This is a genomic window from Rhodococcus sp. 15-649-2-2 (genome assembly GCF_002258645.1).
Classification (GTDB): domain Bacteria; phylum Actinomycetota; class Actinomycetes; order Mycobacteriales; family Mycobacteriaceae; genus Rhodococcoides.
On record NZ_NPFM01000031.1, the window covers coordinates 209,289 to 236,177 of the forward strand.

General features: G+C 64.6%; 1 protein-coding gene. It reads right to left on the bottom strand.

The genetic code is table 11. The annotated features are described in order from the left end of the window. Positions 1-93: 93 nt before the first annotated feature. Positions 94-26,871, bottom strand: coding sequence for a non-ribosomal peptide synthetase (locus CH305_RS21860; protein WP_094704885.1), 26,778 nt, complete (start codon positions 26,869-26,871; stop codon positions 94-96). Between the last annotated feature and the right edge of the window lie 18 nt (positions 26,872-26,889).

A 26,889-nucleotide genomic window follows, 5' to 3' on the forward strand; every position in this document is an offset into this window, starting at 1 on the left:
CCTGGTTGGTAGTGACGAGCATTCGACCGCATTGGTACCGAACGCCGATGGTATTCGTACAGGTGCTCCTCGATGTGAAGAACACGCCAAACGTTATTCAGCTGTATTACCCAGATGAGAATCGACGATCGGCCCGATTACATCGGCCGCATCGGCATTTGTCATCTCGTTGTGGAAAACCTCGACGTCGTGGATGACGATATCCCCTGTCACGTACGGTCGCCATTCCTGCGGTGATCTGACAATTCCGTCGCTCGCACCCTTCGTTGCGGAAAAGAACAAAACATCTCCGTCGAAGACGTCCGGCACGAACTCGGCCATGATTCTTGTCGAATTCTCGAATCCTGCGTTGATTCTTCGCAGATGATCGGCAGTCACGCCGGTCGTCTGACCCAAGGATTCGTCCAGCAGTTCCACGCCCCGCTCGTAGGTCAGCGGCTCGGCCGACGGCTGCGCCGTCAGGTCGAGACCCAGGCCTCCGAGCAGATTCTCGACGCTCAACGCTCCGTCGAGGTTGTCGTCGTCGTGGCCGTCGACGTAGCTGTCCAGCAACGCGAGTGTGCGAACTTCGCTGCCGGTGCTGCGCAATTCCACAGCGATCGCGTGAGCGAGCGAGCCGCCCAGCGACCAACCGAGCAGGTGGTACGGACCGACCGGCTGGACAGTGCGGATCTCGTCGGCGTATCGGTGCGCGAGGTCACGAATCGAACCGAACGTAGTACCTTCCACGATGCTCGGCAGCTGCAGGCCGTACACGGGACGGTCGTCGGTCAATTTCGAGACGATACCGGCGTATCCCCACGAGAGCCCGATTCCCGGGTGGACGCAGAACAGCGGTGCCTTCGCCCCGGTACCACGCAGCGGAATCATCACTCCGAATACCGAATCGAGATCGGCACCCGCGGCATCGGCGGCATCGGCGTCGGACGCAACCCGTGCGGCCAGCCCGGCCGGTGTGGGGTCGACGAACAACGCTTGCAGCGGCACTCGTACTCCGATGGCGCCTTCGATGGCCGGCACGATCTTCGTGGCCACCAGCGAGGTGCCGCCGAGCTCGAAGAAGTTGTCGTCCATACCGACACGCTCGACTCCGAGAACCTGAGCAAAGGCGTCGGCGATGGCAGCCTCCACGTCGGTACTCGGTGCTCGGTACGGAGTTGTCGAGACCGTCAGCTCCGGTATCGGCAATGCCCGACGATCGAGCTTGCCCACCGGGGTGAGCGGAATGTCGTCGAGCTCGATGATCGCCGACGGAACCATGTGGCGTGGAAGCACTTTGGCTACTCGATCTCGCAGCGCCTCGGTGTCGACCGTCTCGCCGTCTGCCGCCAGGACATACGACACGAGCACCGTGTCCCCGGACGCCGCGGTGTGTCCTATCGTGGCGGCAAATCCGACCTGTTCGTGCTCGGTGAGGGCGGAGTCGATCTCACCGAGTTCGATTCGGAAGCCGCGCACCTTGACCTGGAAGTCGCTGCGTCCGACGAATTCGACAGCACCGGTACTCCCCCAGCGCACGACGTCGCCGGTGCGGTACATCCGCTCGCCCGGAGTACCGAACGGGTCGGCTACGAACCGCTCGGCCGTCAGTCCGAATCGCCGTAGGTACCCACGTGCAGTGCCTGGGCCGGCAATGTACAGCTCGCCTGACACACCTGCCGGGACCGGTCGCAGGCGTGCGTCGAGCACCAGGAACCGGAATCCGGTCCCAGGGCTGCCGACGTCCACCGTGCCGCCGGGCACCAACGGGCCACCGACACTCGCTTGGATAGTGGTCTCGGTCGGACCGTAGCCGTTGAACATCTTGCGGCCAGGTGCCCATTTCGCCACCAGTTCCGGAGTACAGGCCTCGCCGCCGACTGCAAGGACGCGGACAGTGCCGAGGCGGGTCTCGTCGATCGACGACAACGCCGCCGGTGTCAGGAATGCGTGCGTGACGTGTTCGGACTCGAGCAGGTCGGCAAGTTCGCTGCCGCCGAACGTACCCGGCGGCACGATCACGACCGTGGCACCGACGCCGAATGCCATCGTCAGCTCGTACACCGACGCGTCGAAACTCGGCGAAGCGATGTGAGACACCCGCGAATCTCGGGTGGGTCGGAATCGCTCGATCACCTCGGCCTGCAAGTTGGCCATGCCTCGGTGTCGCACCGCGACGCCCTTCGGCCGACCCGTCGAACCCGACGTGTAGATCAAATATGCCGGGTGGTCGAGGTGCAGCGTCGCCGTGCGCTCCGAGTCGGTGACGGCATCCACGGGATAACGAGACAGTTCCGAGGACGTCTCGGGATCGTCCAACACGAGCCACGGCACGGTGTCGGGTAGCGACTCCCTACTGTCGATATCGGTCAATCCCATTGCAGCGCGGGAATCTTCGAGCATGTGCGCGATGCGGTCGGACGGGTAGTTGGGGTCGACCGGCAAGAAAGCTGCGCCGGTCTTGGCGACCGCCCACACCGACAGGACCGATTCGATCGACCGAGGCAGTGCCAGGGCGACGAACGTTTCCGGGCCGACGCCGTAGTCGATGAGCATCCGAGCAATGCGGTTGGACCAGCTGTCGAGGTCGGCGTAGGACAGGCTCACGCCTCGATAGGTGACGGCGACCGCGTACGGGTCGAGTGCCACCGACGCGGCGAGCATTTCCGGCCATGTCCGCAGCGCGACGTCCGCCGAACCGCGGGCCGGTGCCAAAGCCTGCTTCTCGTCGGCACCGAGAATATCGATATCCCCCACCGCTGTGAGTCGATCGTTCCCGACGGCGTCGAGCACGCGAACCAGACGCGCCGCGATGGCGTCGACGGTGGCTGCGTCGAACAGTGATGTGGCGTAATCGAACGCTGCCTCGAAGCCGGCCGGTCGCCCGTCGTCCCCGAAATTCTCGGACACCAGGAGTTGCAGATCCTGCTTGGCGACGGGTACGTCGAAATCGAAGCCCTCCACCCGTAGGTTGGGGAGCTCGAGTGACGCCTTCTCGTTGTTCTGGAACGACAGCGCCACCTGTGAAAGCGGAGCGTACGCCGTCGACCGGGTGGGATTGAGCACCTCGACGATGCGCTCGAACGGCATCTCGGTGTGATCGAAGGCATCGAGATCTTGTGCCTTCACCTGGGTGAGCAGATCCACGAACGAGGTGGAGTCGACGACCCGGCTGCGCAACACCAACGTGTTGACGAACATCCCGACGAGGTCGTCCAGTCCCGCGTCGCCGCGCCCTGCCACCGGGGTGGTGATCGCGATGTCGTCGGTACCGCTCAGTCGTGCCAACACCACGGCGAACGCGGCGTGCAGCACCATGAACATACTGACGTTCTGCTCGCGGGTCACCTCGACGAGTGCCCGGTGTATCTCGGCGTCGACGGTGAATCGCACCCGGCCACCCCGGAAATCCTGAGTGGTGGGCCGAGGGCGATCGGTGGGCAACGGCAACAGATCCGGCAGTCCTGCGAGCGTTGTCGTCCAGTACTTCAGCTGGGCCGCAGCCACGCTCGACTCGTCCTTTTCGTCGCCGAGCAACGAACGCTGCCAGAGCGTGTAATCGGCGTACTGCACCGGTAGCGGCCGCCAATCCGGCGCGCGCCCTGCACTGCGAGCCGAGTATGCGAGTACGACGTCGCGCGCCAGCGGTGCCATCGATGCGCCGTCGGCTGCGATGTGGTGCACCACCATGGCGAGAACGAAGACCTGATCGTCCGCCGCCGCATCGGTCGTGTCGAGCACCTGGAACAGCTCGACATGCACCGGGATCTCGGTGGTGACGTCGAACCCTCGACCCGCCAACAGGGCCACGCGATCGGTCAGTACCCCGGCATCGATTCGTTCGGATTCGACCGTCGGTGCTACATCGCCGGCCGGATGCACCAGCTGCACCGGGAATTGCGGACCCTCGGGGAAGGTCGTGCGTAGCGACTCATGGCGTTCGAGAACGTCGACGACCGCGGCGGCCAGTGCCGCAGTGTCGAGCTGCCCGGTCAGTTTGACGACCAGCGGCACGTTGTATGCCGCCGACGAGGTGTCGAACCGGTTGATGAACCACATACGTTGCTGAGCGAGCGAGAGTGGAATGTGCTCGGGACGCTGAACTGCGACGAGGGCCGGACGATGCGATCGGGTGTCGGCAGTACCGACCGCGTTCGCCAGACCCGACACCGTCGGCGTCTCGAAGATCGTGCGAACGCCGATCGCAGTACCGAATTCGGCGTTGACACGCGCGATCACCCGAGTTGCGCTGAGCGAGTCGCCCCCCAGCTCGAAGAAGCTGTCGTCGGCACCGACTCGGTCGATGTCGAGGATCTCGGCGAACACCGCAGCGACGGTCAGCTCGGCAGGGGTGGTCGGCTCGCGGTACGACGTTGCCGCACCGAACTCCGGTATCGGCAGGGCAGCGCGATCGAGCTTGCCCACGGGGGTGAGCGGAATGGTCTCGAGCACGACGATGGCGCTCGGAACCATGTGAGAGGGCAGCGCAGCGGCGAGATGATCGCGCAGCACAGCGGTGTCGAAGGTGTCGACTGCCTCCCCTGCCAGACGCACGTAGGCAACGAGCACCGTCGCCCCCGAAGGCCCCGGAGTGCCGAAGGTCGCCGCGAAGTCCACCGCAGGATGCGTGGAGAGCGCCGCGTCGATTTCGCCGAGTTCGATGCGGAAGCCGCGAACCTTGACCTGGGAGTCGCTCCGACCGACGTACTCGACGGTCAGATCCGGTGACCACCGCACCACGTCTCCGGTGCGATACATCCTCGAACCGGGTGCACCGAACGGATCGGCGACGAATCGCTCTGCCGTCAGGCCCATTCGGTCGTGGTAGCCGCGGGCCAGACCGACACCGGCGAGGTACAGCTCTCCTGCAACACCGACAGGAACCGGCTGCAGCCGTGAGTTCAGGACCACCTCGTGCACGCCGCGCACCGGCCCACCGATCGACACCGGCTCGCCGGCGACCATCGGTGCACTGATGTTGGACATGATCGTGGCCTCGGTCGGTCCGTACCCGTTGTACAGGTTGCGCCCGGGGGCCCACTTGCCGACCAACTCGGCCGGAACGGCCTCGCCGCCGACGACGACGTCGGCGAACGTGTCGAGACCTGTTGGGTCCACCGACGCGAGGGCAGACGGAGTGATGAATCCGTGAGTCACTGCCTCCGATGCCAACAACGACGCGAGCTCCTCGCCGCCGTACACCGTCGGTGGCACGATCACCACGGTTGCTCCGGCACCGAATGCGAGCAGATATTCGAGCACGGAGGCATCGAAGCTCGGCGACGAAACATGCAGTGTCCGTGATTTTTTCGAGACGCCGTAGCGCTCGCGCTGCTCGGTCGCGAAGTTGTCGAGGCCGGAGTGGGTGACCACGACGCCCTTCGGAACGCCCGTCGAACCCGACGTGTAGATCGTGTACGCAGCACTGTCCAGAGTGATGCGACCGTGACGTTCGCTGTCGGCTATCGGCTCGTCGCCTACGCCGTTCGGGCCGTCCGTGGCGAGATCGTCCAGAATGATCCATGCCACGGTCGAGGGCAGGTCGTCGAGATGGGCACGGGTGGTGACGCCGAAACTCGCGCCCGAGTCCGCCAGCATGTGCTCGATGCGATCGGCGGGGTAGTTCGGGTCGACCGGAACGAACGCGGCACCGGACTTGGCGACCGCCCACACCGTCAGAACGGATTCGATGGACCGCGCGATACCGAGCGCGACGAACGTCTCGGTGTGCACGCCGTGGCTCAGCAGGATCCGAGCGAGTCTGTTCGACCGTCGGTCCAGCTCCCGGTACGTCAGCTCTCCGTCCACGCTGCGCAGCGCGATGGCGTCCGGATCGATGGCTGCGGCGTCGGAGAAGATCTCCGGCAACAAACGCGTGGAGCGGCCTTCGATTCCGAATACCGGTGCCAGGGAGCCGAATTCGGCCTGATCGAGCAGGCTGAGTCGGGCCAGAGGCTGCTGCTCGTCTGCCAGCACTGCGCCGAGCACCCGCTCGACTCGGTCGACGATGGCGTCGACGTCCTCGACATCGAAAAGTTCGGGCAGGTACTTGGCCTTCAGATTCAGGCGCTCGTCCACGGACGAGACCAGAGTCAGCGGATAGTGTGCGGCGTCGGTCCCCAGAATGTCGGTCACCTGCATACCGGCGAAATCCGTTGCCGCAGAGGCACCGGCGCGATCGACCGGGTACGACTCGAACACCGTCAGCGTGTCGAATGCGACCCCGGCACCAGCCGCACGCTGGATGTCGGTCAGTCCGAGGTAGTGGTGGTCCAGCAACGACGCCTGCTCGGACTGAACACGATCGACCAGAGCGCCCAGCGTCTCGCTCGGATCGAGCGTGACCCGAACGGGCAGCGTGTTGATGAACAGCCCGATCATGCCTTCGATACCTGGGACCTCGGGTGGACGTCCCGACACGGTGGCACCGAACACGACGTCGTCTCGGCCGGTCAGTGTCGCGAGCACGACGCCCCACGCGGTCTGGACGAGCGTGTTGAGAGTCGACCCGCGGCGCGCCGCGAAATCGCGTAGGGCAGCGGTGGTCTCGATCGACAACGAGCGTTCGGATTCGCGAGAGACCGTGGACAATTGCCGCCCTCGATCGCCGGTGACCAGCAGCGTAGGCTCCTCGACGCCCGCCATCGCACTGACCCACTGCGCGGTCGAGATCGAGACGTCGCGTTGCCGCATCCATGTCAGGTAGTCCCGGTACGCGGGCACCCGCGGCAGCATCGAGTCGTCGGACTCGGTGACGTACAGCGTGATGAGTTCCTTGACGACCAGCGGCGTCGACCACCCGTCCAGCAGAATGTGGTGGTTGGTCAGCAGCAGTCGCCAATGATCGTCGGCGAGGGTGATGAGCGTGAATCGAAGCAGCGGCGCGGAGTCCATCTCGAACCGAACACCGCGATCGGCTTCGAGGACTCCTTCCAGTGCAGCCTCGACATCGGCTTCACCGCGCAGATCGATCTCGGCCCACGGAACCGTGACCGAACTCTGCACGATCTGCAGAGATTCGCCGGAGCTGTTGTGGACGAACGCTGCCCGCAGATTCGGATGACGTGAGACGAGCTTGTCGACTGCGGCGTGCATCCGCTCGGAATCGACGGTGCCACGCAACTCGAGGCCGAGTTGCACCATGTATGCGTCGACGCCCGCAGAGTCGCTGCCGACCTCGCCCGCGAGGCGCGCGTGGAAGAGCAAACCAGCCTGCAGCGGCGACATCGACCACACGTCGTCCAGGTCCGGGAATCTGTTCTCCAGTACCTCGATGGACCTCTGATCTATGTCGACCAGCTCGAGATCGGACGGAGTGAGACCACCCGCACCGTCGGCCGAGGCGTGCTCGGTGATCGCGGTGAGTGCCTGCGTCCAGAGCTCGATCAGTCGATCGACCTCGTCGGCACCGAGGATCCCGGACGGGAACGCGAAGGTGGCGTCCAGCTGCGGGCCGGCGGGTGTCGACGTCGTGACGGCATTGATGTCCAACGCGGCCGGCACGGGCATGTCCGGGTTCTGCGCGTCGCCCAGTTCGGCGTCGGCCACGGGAATCCAGCCCACGTCTTCCATGCCCTCGGACGAACCGGTCGAGAAGCGCCCGAGGTAGTTGAAACTGACCTGCGGAGCGGCGTGATCGGACAGAGCTTCGGTTCCTGCGGGATCGAGGTACCGGAGCATGCCGTAGCCGATGCCGTGATCGGGGATCTCGAGCAGCTGCTCTTTGACGGCCTTGATCAGCGTGCCTGCGGAGTCTCCGCCGGACAACGCGTCGGCGATGTCGACGGAACCGAGGTCGAGGCGCACCGGGAAGATCGTGGTGAACCAGCCGACGGTTCTGCCGAGATCGGCTCCGGGAACCACGGCGTCTTCACGGCCATGGCCTTCGAGCGTGATCAGCGCACTGCGGACAGCGGCTCCCCGTTCGCGACGCCATGCCGTGAGCGCGAGAGCCAACCCGGCCAGCAGGCCGTCGTTGACGCTGCCCCGGAAGACATTCGGCACAGTCGTGAGCAGTCGCTCGGTGACCTCGACCGGCAGCGATGTGCGAATGCGCTGCACGGTGGCGTCGACGTCCACCCGCTTGTCCAGCGGACGCGAGCCGATGGTCGGATCTTCGCTGTCGAGGATGCGTCGCCACAACCCGAGCTCGCCTGCGCGGCTTGCGGTGACCTCGGTCAATCCGGTCGACCAGCGCCGCATCGACGTGCCGACCGGTGCCAGCACAGGCTCGTCGCCCGCGACGATCTGGCTCCATGCCGTGGCCAGATCCGGAACGAGGATGCGCCAGGACACGCCGTCGATGACGAGGTGATGTGCGACGACGAGAAGTCGACCGGATCCGTTCGGGCCCTGGAACCACACCATCTGGACCATGACCCCGTCGGCGGGGATCAGTCGATCCGCTGCGGCGTCGAGTTCGGTTGCGGCGCGGGAGGAGAACTCGGCACCGTCCACGGAATCGACCGAGACGGCATGGATGACCGACGCGGCGGACACGGTCCCGATCGGAGAGACTTCCTCGTGCCACGTGCCGTCCGAGTCCTGGAACAGACGCGACCGCAGCATGTCGTGACGATCGAGCACGGCCTGGACTGTGCGCTCGAGCGTGGTGGTGTCGATACCGACAGGGAGCTGAAGCAGAGCGGTCTGGGTGTAGCGACCGAAGTCGGTGCTGCGATCCAACATCCATCGAACGACCGGTGTCAGGGGTAGTGGGCCGACTCCCCCGCCGTCGAGTTCCTCCAGCACGACGACGTCGCCTCCGAGAACGACCACCTCGGCCAGCGCGGCCACGGTCTTGCGCTCGAAGATGTCGCGTGGAGCCAGCACCAGGCCGGCCGCCTTGGCGCGGGAGACCAGCTGAATCGACATGATGCTGTCGCCGCCGAGTGCGAAGAACGAATCGTCGACGCCGACGGTGTCGAGTCCGAGCACGTCTGCGAACAGGCCGGCGAGAATGGACTCGACTTCTGTTGCAGGCAAGCGGCTTTCGGTGACATTCGCCGAGAAGTCCGGTGCCGGCAAGGCGCGTCGATCGAGCTTGCCGTTGGCGGTGAGGGGGAGCTCGTCCAGCACGATCAGCGCGGCAGGCACCATGTAGGACGTCAGCGTGGTGCCCACGAAATCGAGAACGGCGGAATGGTCGAGGGTTCGACCGGACTCGGCAACGACGTAGCCGATCAATCGGTCACCGAATCCGTCGTCTCGTACCGAGACCACGGAGGCCGCGACACCGTCGAATGCGAGCAGAGCGCTTTCGATCTCACCGAGTTCGATGCGGAACCCGTGCAGCTGTACCTGCATGTCACTGCGGCCCAGGTATTCGAGCGCCCCGTCGCGGTTCCATCGCGCAGTGTCACCGGTGCGGTACATCCGGTGTCCGGCCCGACCGGAGGGATCAGCCACGAAACGGGTTGCCGACAGGCCGGCCCGTCCGAGGTAGCCGCGCGAGAGCTGTGCCCCGGAGACGTACATTTCGCCGGTCACGCCGGGTGGCACAGGCTTCAGACGCGCGTCGAGAACGGCAACGTTCAGGGCCGGGATCGCCTGACCGATGACGCTGGCGGACGCCGAGGCGGCGAACTCCTCGGTCAGGGCCAGGTGGCTCACGTGGACCGTCGTCTCGGTGATGCCGTACATGTTCACCAGGGTCGGCGCGGACTCGTCGTGTCGGGCATACCAACGGCCCAACTGTCCGAGATCGAGTGCCTCACCGCCGAAGATGACGTAACGCAGAGAGAGGTCTGCCGAGTCATCGGCAGCTCCCACGGCAGCGGTGGCAACCCTGTCGGCCTCAGCGAACTGGTAGAACGCCGTCGGTGTCTGGTTGAGCACCGTGACCTTCTCGCGCACCAGCAACTCGCGGAACAGCTCCGGCGAACGTGCCGTGTAGTAATCGACGACGACGAGGGCTCCGCCGTGCAGCAACGGGCCCCACAGCTCCCACACCGAGAAGTCGAACGCGTACGAGTGGAACATCGTCCAGACATCGCGGCTGTCGAAATCGAACAGATCCGCGGTGTTCGCAAACAGTGTCGCCACATTGCGGTGCGCGATCTGGACGCCCTTGGGACGGCCGGTACTACCCGAGGTGTAGATGACGTACGCGATCGAATCTGCACCGGTCCTGCCCGAGCGGTCCGCATCGGTCAGCGGAGCGCCGGAGACGTCGTTCAACTCGGCGATCAGTTCCGGCGAATCGACCAGGAGAACATCGACGTCGGAGGCCGGAACCGCAGTGCTGTCGGCCAGGGTGGAGATGACGCAGACAGGCGAGGCGTCCTCGAGCATGAACGCGAGTCGGTCAGCTGGGTAGGAGACGTCGATCGGCAGATACCCGCCGCCGGATTTGATCACGGCGAGCAGCGCCACGATCAGCTGCTCGTCACGTGGCATTGCGACTGCAACGAGCGATTCGGACGTCACGCCGCGATCGACGAGAACGCGGGCCAGGCGGCTCGAACGGTCGTCCAGCTCGGCGTAGGTCATCGATCGATCGCCGAAGACGACGGCACGCGAATTCGGGAATCGTGCTGCAGCAGCGGCGAATCGGTCGGCCAAGGTCGAGTCGTCTGCCTCGAGACCCGCGTGGTTCCACTCGTGCGTCATCGCATCGAGTTCGCCGGTGAGAAGCAGATCGATGTCGCCTACGGCCCTGTCAGGATCGGCAGTGACTGCATCGAGAACGGCACCGAAGCGTGCGGAGAACTCCTGGACGGACGATTCCTCGAACAAATCGACCGCGTACGTGATCGCTGCGGTCATCCCGGACGGCGCACCGGTCTCGTCGAAGTTCTCCGCAACGGTCAGCTGTAGATCGAACTTCGCCACGTGTGCGTCGATGTCCACGGCTCGGACGGACAGGTCCGGCAGCTCGAGCGTCGCCGAGGTGTTGTTCTGGAATTCGAGCAGTACCTGGAACAGCGGCGAGTGGTCGGTCGAACGCGTCGGGTCGAGTACGTCGACCAACCGCTCGAACGGGACGTCGGTGTTGTCGAACGCAGCCAGATCGGCTGTGCGCGTGGCACGGAGCAGGTCGGTGAACGAGAGCTGCGGTGCCACGTCGGTGCGCAGAACGAGCGTACCCACGAACATGCCGACCAGATCGTCGAGTGCGGCGTCGCCGCGGCCTGCGATGGGGGTACCGACCGCGATGTCCTCGGTGCCGCTCAGTCGCGCCATCAGGACCGACCATGCCGCATGTACGGCCATGAAGACGGTTGCCTCGTTGGCGCGTGCGACGTCGACCAGTGATGCATGGGTGTCGCGGTCGATCTCGAAACGAACGCTGTTGCCGCGCAACGATTGACGGGCCGGGCGGGGATGATCCAACGGCAGCGGGAGAACCTCGGGCAGGTCCGCCAGGGCGGTTTTCCAGAAGTCCAGCTGCTGTGCGGCGAGTGACGACGGATCGGACTCGTCGCCGAGAACATCGCGCTGCCATATCGCGAAGTCGGCGTACTGAACCTCGAGCGGTACCCACATCGGAACTGTGGCTGCGGCATGGGCTCCGTAGGCCACCATCACGTCTCGCGCCAGTGGTGCCATGGACGCTCCGTCGGCGGCGATGTGATGCACGACGATCGAGAGCACGAACTCGTCCGGTGCCAACCGGTACAGAACCGCGCGGAAGGGCAGCTCGGTCGAGACGTCGAATCCCTGTGCCGCAGCTGCCGACACGGCCGCCACGACCTCGCCGGCGTCGAGATCGACGACGTCGAGCTCCGTCGATGCAGTCCGGACGTCGAGAATCTTCTGCTCGGGTCGCTCTCCCTGGGTGGGGAACACCGTGCGCAGCGACTCGTGTCGTTCCAGAACGTCGCCGACGGCCGCGCTCATCGCAGCGATATCGAGACGACCGGTCAGACGAACCGCGAGCGGGATGTTGTACGCCGCCGACGTCACGTCGAACTGGTTGATGAACCACATCCGTTGCTGAGCCAAGGACAACGGAATCGAACTCGGCCGCGGCTTCGCGACGAGTGCGGGGCGGCGAACCGTGCCGAGCGGGTTGCTGTCCACGCGCTCTGCGAGCGACTCGACAGTGGGAGCCTCGAACAGGGCACGCACACTGATCGCAGTGTCCAGGGCAGTGTTGACTCGCGCGGTGAGTCTGGTCGCGCTGAGGGAGTCGCCGCCCAGATCGAAGAAGCTCGAATCGATACCGACTGCCTCGATTCCGAGCACCTCGCCGAATATGTCGGCGATGATCCGCTCCGTCTCGGTTCGGGGAGCACGTGAATCGCTTCCGAGATGGAGATCGGGAGCAGGCAGTGCTTTTCGATCCAGCTTGCCGGCAGGGGTCAACGGAATCGACTCCAGCGCGACGAAGGCCGTCGGGATCATGTGCGTGGGAAGCGAACTCGACACATGGGTCCGCAAGGCGGCGGCGTCGATCTGCCGACCCGGTCGCGGGAGAACATAGGCGACCAGAATCGTGTTTCCCGCCGGACCGTCGACTCCGACCGTAGTGGCGAATTCGACCGTCGGATCGTCGGTCAGAACAGCGTCGATCTCGCCCAGTTCGATACGGAACCCACGCACCTTGACCTGGAAGTCGCTGCGCCCGACGTACTCGAGTGTCCCGGATTCGGTCCACCGCACGACATCTCCGGTGCGGTACATCCGCGCACCCGGCTCGGCGAAGGGATTTGCAACGAATCGGTCTGCTGTCAGACCGAATCGGGAATGGTAGCCCCGGGCAAGCGCGGGCCCGGCGAGATACAGCTCTCCCGCAACTCCGACCGGAACGGGATGCAGCCGTGTGTCGAGAACGACCTCGCTGAAACCGATTGTCGGCGAACCGATGTCGATAGAGGAATCGACGCTCAGCGGATCGCTGATCGACGAGAAGATGGTCGCTTCGGTGGGTCCGTACGCATCGAACATCAGACGACCCGGAGCCCAGCGAGCCACCAGCTCGGGCGGACACACGTCTCCACCGGTGGCGACGACGCGCAGCTCGGTGAGGCCTTCGGGGTCGACCGATGCCAGTGCGGCAGGCGTGACGAACGCGTGCGTCACGTTCTGCTCGGCGAGCAGTGCGGCCAGCTCGGTGCCGCCGTAGACCGAGGTCGGTGCGATGACCATTGTCGCAGCGCCGGAGAAGACCATGACCAGTTCGAGGATGGAGGCATCGAAGCTCGGCGAAGCGAAAGCCAGAACTCGAGCATCGGGAGTCACCTCGAAACGGCTTCGCTCTTCCTCTGCCAAATTCGCAAGACCGCGATGGGTGACGGTGACGCCCTTGGGCACACCGGTCGAGCCCGACGTGTAGATCAAGTAGGCGACCTGATCGACGTGCATCGGACGCGTTCGGTCGTCGTCGCGCACCGGGGTGGTCGAGAGATCGGCTAGCTCGGCACGTGTCTCGTCCTGATCGAGGACGGTCCACCGGGCCGAGCCGAGACCGTCGACAGCGGGGACGTGCGTGGCGAGTGTGAGGCCGATGGAGGCACCCGAGTCGACCAACATGTGCTCGACGCGATCGCGGGGGTAGCTCGGATCGATGGGCAGGAATGCCGCGCCCGTCTTGGCGACCGCCCAGATACCGAGAACAGAATCGATGGAGCGCGGTAGAGCCAGTGCGACAACAGTTTCCGGTCCGGCACCGCGGGCGATGAGCGCGCGGGCAAGAGCGGAGGACCGCGCGTCCAGCTCGGCGTAGCCGAGGCTGCCGTCCCCGCTCCACAGAGCGAGGCCGTCGGTGTTCGTCGCCGCTGCACCGGTGAAGATCTCGGGGAGCAGACGAACACCCGACGACGCCGGGCCGTGAACCGGGGCCAGTCGACCCAGTTCGTCCTCGGACAGCAGTGACAGCGATCCGACGCGCCGATCGGTATCGGTGGCAATGGCCTCCAGTACCCGGACGATCCTGTCGATCGTCGCTCGAACGACGCTGTCCTCGAACAGTTCTGGCAGATACTTGGCTTCGATGTGCAGGCGGTCGTCGACCATCGCGACCAGAGTCAGTGGATACTGCGCCGTGTCGCTGCCGTCGTGGACGTCGTGGACGTGCATGCCGGCGAGGTCGGTCTCGGCCGACAGTCCTGCACGGTCCATCGGGTAGGACTCGAACACCGTCAGGGTGTCGAAGGCGACGGCCGGTCCCACGGCGCGCTGAATGTCGGTGAGTCCGAGGTAGTGGTGATCGAGCAGAGCAGCCTGCTCGGCCTGCACCCGATCGAGGTATTCACCGAGTGTCTCGGATGGATCGAGCACGATCCTGACCGGCAGGGTGTTGATGAACAAGCCGACCATCGACTCGATATCGGACACCTCGGGCGGTCGTCCGGACACGGTCGCACCGAACACCACGTCGGAGCGTCCGGTCAAGGTGCCGAGAACCATGGCCCACGACGCCTGCACCATGGAGTTCATCGTCACGCCGCGTGCTCGGGCGACGGCCCGCAGTCGGTCGGTCTGTGCGGTGTCCAACGAGATCAGCTCACGGCCGGCCAACGTCGATTCCTGGCGCCGACTTTCGACCGGAGTCAACAGAGTGGGTTCGGACAGTCCTGCGAGCGCGTCGGTCCATGCCGCAGTTGCCGACGAACGGTCACGTTTTGCGAGCCACGACAGGTAGTCGCGGTAGGCGGGGACGCGCGGGAGCACGGTCTCGTCGCCGTCGACCACGTACAGAGTCAAGAGGTCCTTGAGCAGCAGCGGCGTCGACCAACCGTCGAGCAGAATGTGGTGGTTGGTCATCACCAGACGCCACTCGCCCGGCGCCACCGTGATCAGCATGAAGCGCAACAGCGGAGCCTGAGCCATGTTGAAACGGGTGGCTCGGTCCTCGTGTTCGATGCGTTCGAGCTCGGCGGCCCGATCGTCGACGTCCAGACCGGTGAGGTCGATCGACGACCACGGTGCGTCCACCTCGTGATGCACGATCTGGATCGACTCGCCGTCGGTGTTGTGCACGAAGGCGGTACGTAGGTTGGCGTGTCTACGCAGCAGCGCCTGAGCAGACCGTCGGAACCGAGCTTCGTCGACGTGTCCGCGCAGTTCCAACACGAGTTGAACGATGTAGGCATCGACGGACTGATCCGACAGCTCGGCGTGGAACAGCAGACCGGCCTGGAGAGGCGTCATCGACCAGATGTCGTCCAGTGTCGGATAGACGCGTTCGAGGTCGTCGATCGAGCTCTGGTCGAGCCGAACCAGCTCGAGATCGGACGGAGTGAAACCGCCGGCTCCGGGCCGCTGTGCAAGCAGAGTCAGCGCGGTGAGTGCCTGTCGCCACAGTTCGACCAGCTCTGCGACCTCGGCCGCGTCGAGAACGCCTGTCGGGAACGCGAACGAGGCTTCCAGTCGTGGGCCGGTCGGTGTCGCCGTGGTGACGGCGTTGATGTCGAGCACAGCGGCGACGGGTAGATCGTCGTCCTGCGAATCACCGACACCGGAATCGTCGACCGGCAACCAGCCGTGCCCGCGAAGCTCGTCCGGAATGTCGGTGCTGTAGCGCCCGAGGTAGTTGAAACTGATCTGGGGAGCCGGGAAGTCGCGAAGCGCAGCGGCACCCGTCTCGTCCAGGTATCGCAGCATGCCGTAGCCGATGCCGTGATCCGGAACGGCCAGCAACTGCTCCTTGACCGATTTGATCAGGCGCGCTGCATCGGCGCCGCCCGCGAGAGCGTCGTCCAGATCGATACCGTCGAGGGTCAATCTGAGCGGGTAGATCGTGGTGAACCAACCGATGGTGCGGCCGAGATCAGCGCCGGGCACGACGTGGTCCTCACGACCGTGACCCTCGAGGGAGATGAGCGCGTCGTCGACGACCACGCCGCGACCTCGTCGCCAGACGGCGGTGGCAAGGGCCAAAGCTGCGAGAAGACCGTCGTTGACGCTGCCGTGGAACGCGTCGGGCAGTGCGGTGAGCAGTCCCTCGGTGACGTCGGTCGACAGAGTCGTCTCGATCTTGTCCACGGTCCGGTACACGTCGATCTCGCGATCGAGTGCACGGGATCCGATGAGCGGATCGGGTTGCGCCACAACAGATCGCCAGATTTCCAGCTCGTCGGCGCGGGTCGCGGTGACCTCACGCAAACCGTGAGACCAACGGCGCATCGAGGTGCCGACCGGAGCCAGTTCCGGGGTGTTTCCGCCGATGATCTGGGCCCATGCCGACGCGAGATCCGGAACGAGAATCCGCCAGGACACACCATCGATCACCAGGTGATGGGCGACAACGAGCAGACGGCTTCCCTCGGTGCCTGCGTCGAACCACACCATCTGGATCATGACACCGGAATCAGGTGCCAAGCGGGCCACTGCTGCCGCGGCCTCGGTTCTGGCCTGCTCCGAGAACTCCGCCCCGTGAACGGTTGTCGACGAGACTCGGTGGACAACCGACCGCGCGGACACCGATCCGACGGGAAGAACCTCCATCGCGGGGTGTTCACCGCGATGCAGCACACCGCGAAGCATGTCGTGGTGATCGAGAACCGTCTGGACAGTGGCTTCGAGAACGTCGAGTTCGATGTCCGCTGGAAGCGTCAGGACAGCGGTCTGGGTGTGCTTGTCGAGCACTGCCGTGCGATCGAGCATCCATGCCACGATCGGGGTCAGCGGTACGTCTCCGACACCGCCGCCCGGCAGTTCTTCGAGCACGAGCGCTGCGGTTCCGTCACCGGCTGCGACCACCTCGGCCAGCGCGGCAACTGTTTTGTGCTCGAACACATCTCGCGGCGAGAGGGCGAGGCCGGCGGCCTTGGCGCGCGAGACCAACTGAATGGACATGATGCTGTCGCCGCCGAGCGCGAAGAACGAATCGTCGACGCCGACGCGGTCCAGCCGCAGGACCTCGGCGAACAATCCGGCCAGCGTCTTCTCGACCGCATTGTCGGCATCGCGGCCGCCCGTGGTGACCTGAGCGGACCAGTCCGGTTCGGGTAGTGCGTTTCGGTCGAGTTTGCCTGCCGGAGTCAACGGAATCGACTCGAGCATCACCAACGCCGATGGCACCATATGCGCCGGCAACACCGACCCCACATGCTCCCGCAACGACGCCGCATCGAGAACCGTCCCGGCCACCGGCAACACATACGACACCAACACCGTCGCCCCGGCCGCACTCTCACGCCCCACAGTGACCACAAAATCGACACCCGGCACAGCCGCCAACACCGAATCGATCTCACCCAACTCGATCCGGAAACCACGCACCTTCACCTGAAAATCGCTACGCCCCACATACTCCAACGCACCCGACGCATTCCACCGCACCACATCACCGGTGCGATACATCCGCGAACCCGCACCACCGAACGGATTGGCCACGAAACGCTCCGCCGTCAAACCCAACCGAGCGTGATACCCACGAGCCAACGCCGGACCCGCCAGATACAACTCACCCACCACACCCACCGGCACCGGATTCAACCGCGCATCCAACACCACCTCCGCGAAACCGATAGTCGGAGAACCGATATCGACAGACTCCCCCACCACCAACGCCGACGAAATCGACGAGAAAATCGTCGCCTCCGTCGGACCGTACGCATTGAACATCCGCCGACCCGGCGCCCACCGCGCCACCAACTCCGGCGCACACACATCACCACCGGTGACCACAACCTGAACCGAATCCAACCCCACCGGATCCACCGACGCCAACGCCGCCGGCGTCACGAACGCATGCGAGACCCGCTCCTGCGCCAACAACGACGCCAACTCCACCCCACCGAACACCAACGGCGGAGCAATCACCATCGTCGCCCCACCCGAAAACGCCAACACGAACTCGAGAATCGACGCATCGAAACTCGGCGACGCAAACGCCAACACCCGAGACGACGGACCCACACCGAACCGAACCCGCTCCTCAGCAGCCAAGTTCCCCACACCACGATGAGTGACCACCACACCCTTGGGCACACCAGTGGACCCCGACGTATAAATCAGATACGCCGCATCATCGAGACGCAACACCCCCGAACGCTCGGCATCCAACACCGGAGCAGCCGACCGAAACGCCAGATCCGCCACCACATCCGGATCATCGAGCACCACCCACGACACCCCACCCACACCCGACACCGCACCCACATGAGCACCCAACGTCACACCCACCACAGCACCCGAATCGACCAACATGTGCTCGATCCGATCCACCGGATAATTCGGATCCACCGGCAAGAACGCACCACCGGCCTTCGCCACCGCCCACACCGCCACCACAGACTCCACCGACCGCGACAACGCCAACGCCACGAACGACCCCGGACCCACACCACACGACATCAACATCCGCGCCAACCGCGACGACGCCGCATCCAACTCACCGTACGAAAGCACCCGCGAACCCGACACCACCGCAACACCACCGACACCAGCCACACCCACTGCACCAGCCAACAACTCCGGCAACACCACACCCACCACAGACCGCGGCCCACGAACCGGAGCCAGGGAGGCGTATTCGTCGTTCGACAGAATGTCGATGTCCCCGATCCGGACGGACGGGTCCGTCGTCACGACATCGAGGATTCGCGCGAGGCGGTCGGCGAGGACTCGGACCGTGTCGGCATCGAACAGTTCTGTGGCGTAGCGGAAACCGGCATCGATGCCGACCGGTGCCCCGAACTTGTCGAATTCTTCCGAGACCGTCAACTGCAGGTCGAAATTGGAGATGTGATTGGGCAGTTCGATGCCCTCGATCGACAGGCCGGGCAACGTCACCGTCGGTCGGTCGGTGTGTTGGAACTCGAGCATCACCTGGAACAACGGCGCATGGGCGGTCGATCTCGCGGGATCGACCGCATCGACGACGCGCTCGAACGGGATGTCCGAGTGTGTGAACGCCGCAAGGTCGGTGGCACGCACGTCCGAGAGGAGATCCTCGAAACGAGTGGAGCCCGGCACCTGGGTGCGTAGCACGAGCGTATTGACGAACATACCGACGAGCTCGTCGAGCGCAGCGTCCCCTCGACCCGAGATCGGCGTTCCCACCGAGATGTCCTCGGTGCCGGACAGTCGGGCGAGAAGGACGGCCAATGCGGCGTGCACGATCATGAACGAGCTCGAATTGTGCTCGGCAGCAACAGTTGCGAGCCGAGCATGGATGGCCGCGTCGATCTCGAACGAGACCGAGTCGCCGCGCAGAGACGCCACCGCCGGGCGGGGGCGATCGGTTGGCAGCGGCAGAACCTCGGGGCTGCCGGACAGTGTGTCGACCCAGTAGGTCGATTGCTGTGCCATCAGAGACTCGGGATCGGACTCCGTGCCGAGGTATCGACGCTGCCACAGTGCGTAATCGGCGTACTGGACCGGCAACGGTTCCTGGCTCGGCGCATGCCCTGCGGCACGGGCGCTGTACGCCACCATCAGATCGCGGGCCAGCGGGGCGCTGGAGAAGCCGTCGGAGGAGATGTGGTGCACCACCATGACGAGTACGTGCTCGTTCTCGCGCTCCCGGATCAATCGGACGCGCAACGGAACGTCCGCCACCACGTCGAAGCCCGAGCCGGCGACATCGCCGATCAGTTCGTGCACATGCCGGTCGTCGTCCGCCGTGATCGGAGTCAGATCCGGCAGTGCCGACGCCACATCGAGAATCGATTGCACAGGGCCGTCGTCGGACAGCGGGAACATCGTGCGAAGAGACTCGTGCCGCGTCAGCACATCGCCGATGGCCGATCGCATCGCGTCGACGTCGAGGGCACCGCTCAGTCGCATGGCGAACGCGACGTTGTAGGCAGCCGACTCGGTGTCGTACTGATTGATGAACCACATTCGTTGCTGCGCCAGCGACAGCGGGACTACGTCTGGCCGCTCCTGCGGAACCAGTCGCGGAGCCGCGTCGGCGTCGTGTTCGCGGATGTCGATGCCAGCGGACAACGCGCGCACGGTGGGCGCGTCGAACAGATCCCGGATACCGATATTGCTTCCGAGTGCGGCATTGACCCGCGCTACCAATCGCATCGCGATCAGCGAGTTGCCACCGATCTCGAAGAAGCTCGACGTGACGCCCACCTGGGAAATGCCGAGCAGGTCAGCGAAGATGCCGGCCACGATTTCTTCGACGGGGTTCTCAGGACCGACGAATTCCGAAGCGGCGACGGTGAACTCGGGTGCAGGCAGCGCCTTTCGATCGAGCTTCCCGCTGGCGTTGACCGGCAGCGAATCGAGCACCACTACATGCGAGGGCACCATGTAGGCCGGCAGCCGGCGCGCGGCCTCGGCCGTCAGATCAGTGGGGTCGACGGCAACACCGTGTGCGCCCACGACGTAAGCAACCAGCGTCTCACCGGTGTTCGGGTCCTTGTGTACCAATGCGATCGCTTGAGCGACCGACTCGGACCGCAGCAGGACGGCTTCGATCTCGGGCAGCTCGATGCGCAGGCCGCGCAACTTGACCTGAAAATCGGTACGGCCGATGTACTCGAGCTCACCGTCGGCGCGCCAGCGAACCAGATCGCCTGTGCGGTAGAGCCGCTCACCCGGTTCCCCGAACGGGTCGGCGACGAAGCGATCCGCAGTCAGATCGCCGCGCCCTACATAACCGCGTGCGAGTTGGACACCCGCGAGATACAGCTCGCCGGGTGCGCCGATCGGTGCCAGCCGCAACGACGCGTCGAGCACGTACAACCGGGTGTTCCACACCGGTGCGCCGATGGGGATGGAGACCGGATCCCGTCCGGTCACGTGGTAGTAGCTGACATCGACTGCGGCTTCGGTCGGACCGTAGAGATTGTGCAACTCCGCGAGGGAGAACTGAGCGAACTGTGCCGCGGTGGCAGGCGGAAGTGCTTCGCCACTGCAGAAGACCAGCCGCAGCGATGTGCACTCCGCAGCCCGGGCACCGGCAGCGAACACAGCGAGCATCGACGGTACGAAGTGCACGGTGGTGATGTGCTCGTCGGCGATGATGCGGGAGAGGTACGCAGGGTCGCGGTGTCCGTCGGGTTCTGCCACCACGAGTTTGGCGCCCACCTGAAGTGGCCAGAAGAATTCCCACACCGAGACGTCGAAGGTGGCGGGCGTCTTCTGCAGAACGGTGTCGGCCGGCTCGAGACGATACTCGTGCTGCATCCACAGCAGGCGATTCACTATGGCGGAGTGCGTGACTGCCACGCCCTTGGGCCGGCCGGTGGAACCGGAGGTGTAGATCACGTAGGCGGTGTTCGAGCCACCCAGGCTGCCCAGTCGATCGGCATCGGTGACCGACGAGTGATCGCGATCGGAGACGTCCAACAGATCCACGGCGAGAACGGGAGTTGCCACCGGAATGTTGATCCAGTCGCGGCTCGTGGTGAGAATGCACACCGGTTGAGCACTCGACAGCACGTAGGACGACCGCTCGACCGGATGGTCCGGGTCGATCGGAACATATGCACCGCCGGCCTTGACGATGGCGTACATACCCACGAGCAGGTCGATCGATCGTCGCATTGCCAGGCCGACGTGGGATTCCGGAGCCACGCCGAGCGAGATGAGGTGCCGAGCGAGCTGATTGGCACGCTCGTCCAGTTCGAGATACGTGATGCGCTCGTCCTCGAACACCAGCGCGGTCGAGTACGGACTGCGAAGCACCTGCCGGTCGAACAAGCTGCTCAGCGTGACGCCGCTATCTCCGGCCGGGATCTGCTGGTGGACCGAAGACGATTCGATCAGTCGTGCGGTGTCGTTCCACTCGAACAGAACGAGTTCCCGTTCTGCGGCGGAGAGGATGTCGATGTCGCCGGTCCGGACGTCCGTCGATGTGCCGATGGTGGAGACGATTCGCAGGAAGCGGTCGACGAACCGATCGATGGTGTCGGGATCGAACAGATCCGTGGCGTAGGTGAAGGAGGCCGACAACGCACCGGACTCGTCGGCGGGGTTCTGATCGACACGCAGTTGCAGGTCGAACTTCGCTGTGTCGGTGCTGATTTCCTCGAACTCGACGGTGAGATCGGGCAGTTCCAGCGTGGCCGCGGCGTTGTTCTGGAATTCGAGGAGAACCTGGAACAGCGGTGAATGATCGGTCGATCTCGCCGGATCGAGCACATCGACGAGTCGCTCGAACGGAATGTCGGTGTTGTCGAAGGCAGCGAGATCGGATCGTCGGGTACCGGCCAACAACTCGCCGAAAGTCGCGTGCGGTTCGACCTGTGTACGCAGCACGAGCGTGCCGACGAACATACCGACCAGATCGTCGAGGGCTGCATCCCCTCGGCCAGCGATCGGGGTTCCGATAGCGATGTCGCGGGTGCCGCTCAACCGGGCGAGCAGCAAAGCGAGCGCGGAGTGGACCACCATGAACAGCGTCGACTCATGTTCGGCCGCAACCGAAGACAATCGAGCGGCGACATCGGCCGGAATGGTGAACGGGGTGACGCTGCCACGCATCGACTGCCGAATGGGCCGTGGTCGATCGAGCGGCATCGGCAACACGTCGGGTAGATCTGCCAGTGCCGACTGCCAGAAGTCGATCTGCCGCGATGCCACGGATGTGGGGTCGTTCTCGTTGCCGAGGACGGCATGTTGCCACAAGGCGAAGTCCGCATACTGCACGGCCAGGGGATCCCACATCGGAGCCGATCCCGCAGACCGGGCGCCGTAGGCGACCATGACGTCGCGCGCCAGCGGTGCCATCGAGGCACCGTCGGCAGCAATGTGGTGTACCACGATGGCGAGCACAAAACTTTCCGCGCCGGTCCGATACAGCACGGCCCGGAATGGAAGATCGACCGTGACGTCGAATCCTGTTGTCGCAGAGGTGCGGACGAGTGCGTCTACCGACGCGGCGTCGACCTCGACGAAGTCGAGTGGGAGGTTGGGTCCGGTGACGTCCTCGACCGGGGTGATGACCTGGTTCGGCAGATCTCCCACGGTGGGAAACACCGTCCGGAGAGATTCGTGGCGCGACAGCACGTCGCCGATGGCCGCGGACATCGCGGTGACGTCCAGGCGACCCGTCAAACGGACGGTGAGTGGAATGTTGTACGCGGGCGAGGCCACGTCGAACTGGTTGATGAACCACATTCGCTGCTGAGCGAGAGAGAGCGGAACGGACTCGGGTCGTTCGACAGCCACGAGTGCCGGGCGGCGGTGCAACGAGGCACCCTTTGCCTCCGCACGTTCTGCCAGTGTGCGCACCGTCGATGCCTCGAACAGGTCGAGAACTTTCAGATCGGTTCCGAGGGCAGAATTTGCTCGCGCGATCAATCGCGTTGCCACCAGCGAGTTTCCGCCGAGATCGAAGAAGCTGTCGGTCACACCGACCCGATCGACCTCGAGAACGTCGCAGAAGACAGCTGCCACAGCGGCTTCGTACTCCGTCTGCGCGGCCTCGAACGCACCGTGCGATCCGAGTTCCGGTTCGGGTAGTGCGTTTCGGTCGAGTTTGCCTGCCGGAGTCAACGGAATCGACTCGAGCATCACCAACGCCGACGGCACCATATGCGCCGGCAACACCGACCCCACATGCTCCCGCAACGACGCCGCATCCAGAACCGTCCCGGCCACCGGCAACACATACGACACCAACACCGTCGCCCCGGCCGCACTCTCACGCCCCACAGTGACCACAAAATCGACACCCGGCACAGCCGCCAACACCGAATCGATCTCACCCAACTCGATCCGGAAACCACGCACCTTCACCTGAAAATCGCTACGCCCCACATACTCCAACGCACCCGACGCATTCCACCGCACCACATCACCGGTGCGATACATCCGCGAACCCGCACCACCGAACGGATTGGCCACGAAACGCTCCGCCGTCAAACCCAACCGAGCGTGATACCCACGAGCCAACGCCGGACCCGCCAGATACAACTCACCCACCACACCCACCGGCACCGGATTCAACCGCGCATCCAACACCACCTCCGCGAAACCGATAGTCGGAGAACCGATATCGACAGACTCCCCCACCACCAACGCCGACGAAATCGACGAGAAAATCGTCGCCTCCGTCGGACCGTACGCATTGAACATCCGCCGACCCGGCGCCCACCGCGCCACCAACTCCGGCGCACACACATCACCACCGGTGACCACAACCTGAACCGAATCCAACCCCACCGGATCCACCGACGCCAACGCCGCCGGCGTCACGAACGCATGCGAGACCCGCTCCTGCGCCAACAACGACGCCAACTCCACCCCACCGAACACCAACGGCGGAGCAATCACCATCGTCGCCCCACCCGAAAACGCCAACACGAACTCGAGAATCGACGCATCGAAACTCGGCGAGGCAAACGCCAACACCCGAGACGACGGACCCACACCGAACCGAACCCGCTCCTCAGCAGCCAAGTTCCCCACACCACGATGAGTGACCACCACACCCTTGGGCACACCAGTGGACCCCGACGTATAAATCAGATACGCCGCATCATCGAGACGCAACACCCCCGAACGCTCGGCATCCAACACCGGAGCAGCCGACCGAAACGCCAGATCCGCCACCACATCCGGATCATCGAGCACCACCCACGACACCCCACCCACACCCGACACCGCACCCACATGAGCACCCAACGTCACACCCACCACAGCACCCGAATCGACCAACATGTGCTCGATCCGATCCACCGGATAATTCGGATCCACCGGCAAGAACGCACCACCGGCCTTCGCCACCGCCCACACCGCCACCACAGACTCCACCGACCGCGACAACGCCAACGCCACGAACGACCCCGGACCCACACCACACGACATCAACATCCGCGCCAACCGCGACGACGCCGCATCCAACTCACCGTACGAAAGCACCCGCGAACCCGACACCACCGCAACACCACCGACACCAGCCACACCCACTGCACCAGCCAACAACTCCGGCAACACCACACCCACCACAGACCGCGGACCACGAACCGGAGCCAGTCGAGCACGCTCGGCCGCGGACAGAATGTCCACGTCCCCGATCAGCAGCTCGGGTGCATCCGTGAGCGCGTCGAGAATCCGGACCACTCGGCGGCCGAATTGCGACATGCTCGCGGCGTCGAACAGTTCTGTGGCGTAATCGAAAACGACACCGACCGAATCGGACTCGTTGACGGTGACGACCAGATCCATGTCGACCCCGTCGTGCGGCAGAGCCGCGGGACCGAATCGAAGCGCAACCTGAGCCAACGGGCTGTGCGAGCCGGACCGAGACAGACCGAGCGCGTCGACGACGTCTTCGAACGACACGTCACCGTGTGCGAGTGCAGCGTCGAAATCGACCTCGGTCGAAGCGACGAAGTCGCCGAAAGACTGCCGTCCGTTCGGGTTGGTCCGCAGAACGACGGTTTCGCCGCTGTCGGCGGGCACGGCGATCGAGACGTCGTCGGTGTTGGCAAGGCGTGAAAGAAGCACGGCGAGAACGGATTCGAACACCACGAACGGCGTTGTCGACCGGTCGGCGGCCAGTTGTTCGACTGCGGCCCAGGACGTGGATCCGAGGGTGATTTCGTGCGATGCGCGAACATGGCCGATACGCGAAGGACGGACTCGATCGGTGGGGATGCCGATCAGGTCCGGAGAATCGGAGAGTCGATCCGTCCAGTAGGCGAGCTGAGCGGCGGCGCGTCGGCGTCGACGGCCTTCGTCGGCGCTGTCCGGATGTACTTCGGCGACAACGACATCGGGGGCGGCCGCAATGAATGCTTCGGCCATATCCACGAAACTCGAATGGTGCGCCGTGAGGTCGTCGTCGTCGTATCGGTTCGGGTTGGCCCTGAAATCGACGAATGTTCTTGCAGGTGAACCACTCTGGTACACGTTGACCAGAAGGTCCTCCACCGGCCCCGACGTGACGATGTTGAACTCGCCGACAATGGAACCGAGGTTGATCTGCTGGTGGAACAGCATCATGTTGACCATCGGCCCGGTGAGCTGCTTGTCGCTGCCCGAGGCCGCCAGCTCGCGCCGGATGTCCTCGATGCTGAACCGCTGGTGCCGAAGCGCGCCCATCAACTCGAGCTGGACCTGCTGTACCAGTTCACCGACGGTGGCGTCCTCTCGGACGTGCATCGGAATCGGTGCGACGTTGACCAGCATTCCGCCGGATCGGCGGAGCAACGCCGTGGTTCGGGCGGACACAGGAATGTTGACCAATACGTCGTCTCGTCCGGTCATTCGCGAGAGGTAGCAGCCGAACGCGGCGATGAACACCGCGGCCGAGGTTCCGCCCTTGGTGGAGTCGGAGTCTTCGAGAGCGGTGACGACGTCGGCGGGCAGAGCGATGCTGCGCAACTTGCTGGCGGCAATCGTGCGGCCGTCCGTGTTCGACAGAGTTGCTCCGTCGTGAATGTCGGCGGCGCGGGCGACCCAATATTCCTTGTCGGACTCGAAGCGTGTCGACGTCCGATACTCCTGATCGAGCTCGTACAGACGGCGCAACTCGGCCGCCTTGTTGGGCTCGGGTTCGGAGTGCTCGACGGCGGCTGTGTACAGCGCTGCGGTGCGGTTGACGAGGGTCATGGCACCGTAGCCGTCCAGGGCCACGTGGTGGATCTTGCTATACCAGAGGTTGCGCTCGTCCTCGACCTGAATGATCCAGCTCTCGACCAGCGGATCGTTCTCCATGTCGACCGGCTGCACGTAGTTGTGGTCGATCCAGCGCAGCGCCGAGGCCATGGGATCGTCTTCGCCGCGCAGGTCCAGGTAGTTCACGGATTGGTCGATGGAGTGATCGACCAGCTGAACGGCCTCTCCGTCGACTTCGGCCAGACGGAGGTAGGCGGACTGGAACTCGTGTCCGGCCTGAGCCGACGCTTCCTGCAGCACTGCTATGTCGAGGTTGCCTCGCAGGTCGACGTACTGGGCGATGCAGACTGCAACATCAGGGGCGAGCTGCTGAGCGAACCACATTCCCCGCTGGGCGGACGAGAGTGGGAAGCCGTTTTCGAAACCGGTGCCGGTCGGGGGCGTCTGAGACCCACCGGTTGTTGTTGCACGCATTCACTTGCCCTTCGGCGG